The organism is Bacillus sp. JJ1503 (assembly GCF_036965125.1).
Taxonomy (GTDB): domain Bacteria; phylum Bacillota; class Bacilli; order Bacillales; family Cytobacillaceae; genus Cytobacillus.
In genome coordinates this window covers 309-3,575 of sequence record NZ_JBALOZ010000282.1, presented here as the reverse complement: position 1 = coordinate 3,575, position 3,267 = coordinate 309, and the positions used below count along the sequence as shown (strand labels likewise).

Annotated in this window: 4 protein-coding genes; 2 read left to right on the top strand and 2 right to left on the bottom strand. The window is 33.8% G+C overall.

Going from position 1 to position 3,267, the window contains the following annotated elements; genetic code table 11:
• Positions 1-140: 140 nt before the first annotated feature.
• Together V7149_RS20165 and V7149_RS20160 are read left to right on the top strand one after the other, a co-directional pair.
• A complete protein-coding gene (locus V7149_RS20165) occupies positions 141-1,145 on the top strand; it encodes a DUF3231 family protein (protein ID WP_335347382.1) in 1,005 nt (334 codons plus the stop codon).
• 27 nt (positions 1,146-1,172) lie between these two features.
• A complete protein-coding gene (locus V7149_RS20160) occupies positions 1,173-1,628 on the top strand; it encodes a hypothetical protein (protein WP_335347381.1) in 456 nt (151 codons plus the stop codon).
• Between the two features lie 181 nt (positions 1,629-1,809).
• Here V7149_RS20160 and V7149_RS20155 read toward each other — a convergent pair whose 3' ends face one another.
• Together V7149_RS20155 and V7149_RS20150 are read right to left on the bottom strand one after the other, a co-directional pair.
• Positions 1,810-2,514 carry a hypothetical protein gene (locus tag V7149_RS20155; protein ID WP_335347380.1) on the bottom strand — a complete coding sequence of 235 codons (705 nt, stop codon included), beginning with the start codon at positions 2,512-2,514 and terminating at the stop codon, positions 1,810-1,812.
• A 4-nt stretch (positions 2,515-2,518) separates the two neighbouring features.
• On the bottom strand, positions 2,519-3,267 hold a 749-nt coding region (locus tag V7149_RS20150; protein ID WP_335347379.1), incomplete at its 5' end, for an ATP-binding cassette domain-containing protein.

The window sequence follows — 3,267 nt, the reverse complement described above, 5'->3', positions numbered from 1 at the left end:
TCAGAAAAGCGCCCGATTGCGGAGTATTAAAAATGCGAAAAAGATGCAAAAATGACTTCTTAGTAATTTTACTTTTGTTCAGATCCTTTTTTATTCATAGTTCTTGCTCTATTAGAACATAATACTCAAGAGGTGATAACGTGGATAAAGACAAATTAAAACTCACATCTTCTGAAATAGGAACACTATGGGGTGAGTATGTAAATGGAACAGCCATTGAAATTGTAATTAGGTATATGTTTTCTATTATTGAGGACGAGTCCATAAAATCTATTTTTAAAGATGCAATCGTGACGTTTGCAAAACAAAAGAAACAAATCGTAACTTTTATAGAGAATGAAGGATTTCCAGTACCAATTGGATTTACTGAATCTGATCTTAACAAAGGCAAAGAGAGACTGTTTAGCGATATATTTTGCCTAAATTATTTACATATCATGACTTTACATGGTTTACTAGGACATTCAACTTCATTAGGTACTTCTGTCAGAGAGGACTTAAGGTTTTTTTACGACTCATGTGATAATGATGGGAAGCGGATGTATCATCAAACAATTGACTTATTACTTGAGAAAGGGAGTTTTCAGAGAGACCCTTTATTCTATCCTGCTGAAAATCCTGAATTTATTTCTACCCAAGATTTTACCGATGGATTTTTCGGAAAAGGTAGGTCATTAACTGCAATTGAAGTCATAAGTATTTCTTTCAACCTAAAAAAGAGTATTATGACAAAAACTCTTTCTATTGCATTTAGCCAAGTCGCTCAGACAAAAGAAGTAAGGAGATTCTTAGAGGATTCTGAGAAAGCGGCAAATGAACAAATACAGGACTTTTCAAACATAATGAAGAAAGATAATTTACCAACTCCTAAGTCTTGGGAAACAGAAGTGACTAATTCAACAGACTCTCCTTTTTCAGATAAGTTAATGATGTATCATATGGGATTCTTGTTTCAAACTGCACAGGCTTATCATGGGACAGGTCTAGCGTCAGCCATGCGAACAGACCTTGTTGCTACTTACGAAAAAACAATTCTACAAAATCTTATGGTGATTAAAAAGTGGTTTAATATTATGGTGGAAAATAATTGGTTAGAACAGCCACCTCTTGCTCCTAATAGACAGGAAATTGCAAAAGAAAAATAATAGAAATAATTTATTAGGGTATATAGAATGACTAAAAGTGTATTTGAAATACTAATGTGGAGTATTGCACTTCCAGGTTTTGGTCAATATTTAAACAGAAAATACTTTAAAGGCACAGTACTCTTGATCCTTGAATTCCTGATAAATGTACAAGCCAATTTTAACCAGCTCATACTTTTAAGCTTTCACGGGGAAATTGGTGATGCCATAAAACAGGCAGATTATCAGTGGCTGATGTTTTACCCTTGTTTATATTTTTTTTCGATGTGGGATGCTGTAAAAGATGCAGGCGGTGGGAAAGATACTTGGTCTTTTCTTCCGTATGTATTCGCTGCATTTTTTGTAACGGTTGGATTGATTTTTTCCTCAAAAGTAACGATATTTGGAGTGCTATTTGGTCCTGTTTGGCTCCCAATGTTATTTGTTTTTCCTGGAGTAATAATTGGAGTTATTATTAGAAAAATCATAAATAACATTTATTAAAGCCATCCTCACTTTAATATTAAAAAGAGGATGGCTATAAATGCTGAATAAACAACATAGATATCCAATTTTCTTTAAAGTGCTAATCAATTAAATGGCCCTTTTNNCAGAAAAGCGCCCTTTAATTGAAGATCGTATGTATGGTATAGATTTTACAGATATTCATAAGTTAGTAAAGCTGCTAACTTTCTTTTTTAAAAAAAAGAGGAACTAACATGACAGCTCCGATGATTAGATAAATAACTACAAAAACACCATCGATTATTATTGGTATATTTATTAGTACTTGATCTTCGCCTTCCATATACCCAATCACCTTGAACACTGGGGGGAAGACCCACAAAATCCATTTAAAAAACAATGATATTTCGATAATTGATTTTGAGGCGAGTGAAACTACGATTATAAATACAGTCGAAAGCCAGGCGTATTTTTTTGTTGCAAGTTTGGTAGCCGAAAATAGGGTTCCTACTAATATCCCAAATGTCATAAAGACCAAGTGGCTGTAAAATGCATAAGCATATAGCTTGATCGACATATTCCCTTTGAAGCTTTCTGTAATGATTGGGAAAAAGATCGCAAACAAAAGTAAAGGTATCATTACTACTAGAATAGTTAGCCATTTGCCAAATAAGTAACTCACCTTTCTTTTAAGATGAGAGATTAAGATATGCTTTTCACTTTCTTCATCCAAAGTAAAAATGGACATTGTAATCCATGTCATGATTAAGTACATTGCAATAGAAGATACTGCGTAACTACTGAGGATCGGCACATTTTTATAGGCATATAAAATAAACACCCATGCAAAAAAAATAACAACGGGTGGGATAAATTTTAATGAACGAACAAAGCTTATTAATTGGTAACGGATAAAAGCTGACAACTTACTACCTCTTCTCTGTTAATTCAAATATTGAACATCCTCGTTTAAGCAACATGGCCAATACCTTATCAGACTCTTTAGCTGAAACAATTATTTCAACAGAATCTCCCCCTACAAATTTATATCTAATAGACGGAATCTCTGCAATTATCTCTCTAGTGGGGATTTTTGCTCTTATAAATCTTAATTTCCCCTTTTTGTTTTTTGTAGAATCGTAGACAATTCTTCCACTCTCTACAGTTAAAACCCTATCGGCTAATCCTTCAATTAGTAGTGGATCATGTGCAGTAAAAATAATCGTTTTTTCCCCTTGGAGAGAATTTAGCTGATTCAAAAGCTCGATTTTTGCTTTATCATCTAACCCAGTTAGTGGCTCGTCCAATAATAATAGATCAGGTTTCTTCAGCAATGCCTGGATAATTCCGGCTTTCTGCTTTGTCCCTTTTGAACAATGATTCAAAGGGGTGGTTAGAAAGTCTGTAATTGCAAACAGCTCAGCATAATTCTCAATTTTTTTTAAAATTCCTTCATCCGATTTACAAGTCATTTTACCCATTAACATTAAATAGTCTTGTAATTTGAATCGGATACTTTCTGGAAAGTGTTCAGGTACATATCCTATGTTAATTTGAGATCTCTTCACTTGCCCAGCAGTTTCTTCAAATATACCCCCAATAAGTTTTAAAAGGCTGCTTTTCCCGGATCCATTATTTCCGGTGATCGCCACTTTTTCACCTTGTGAAATGCTTATAG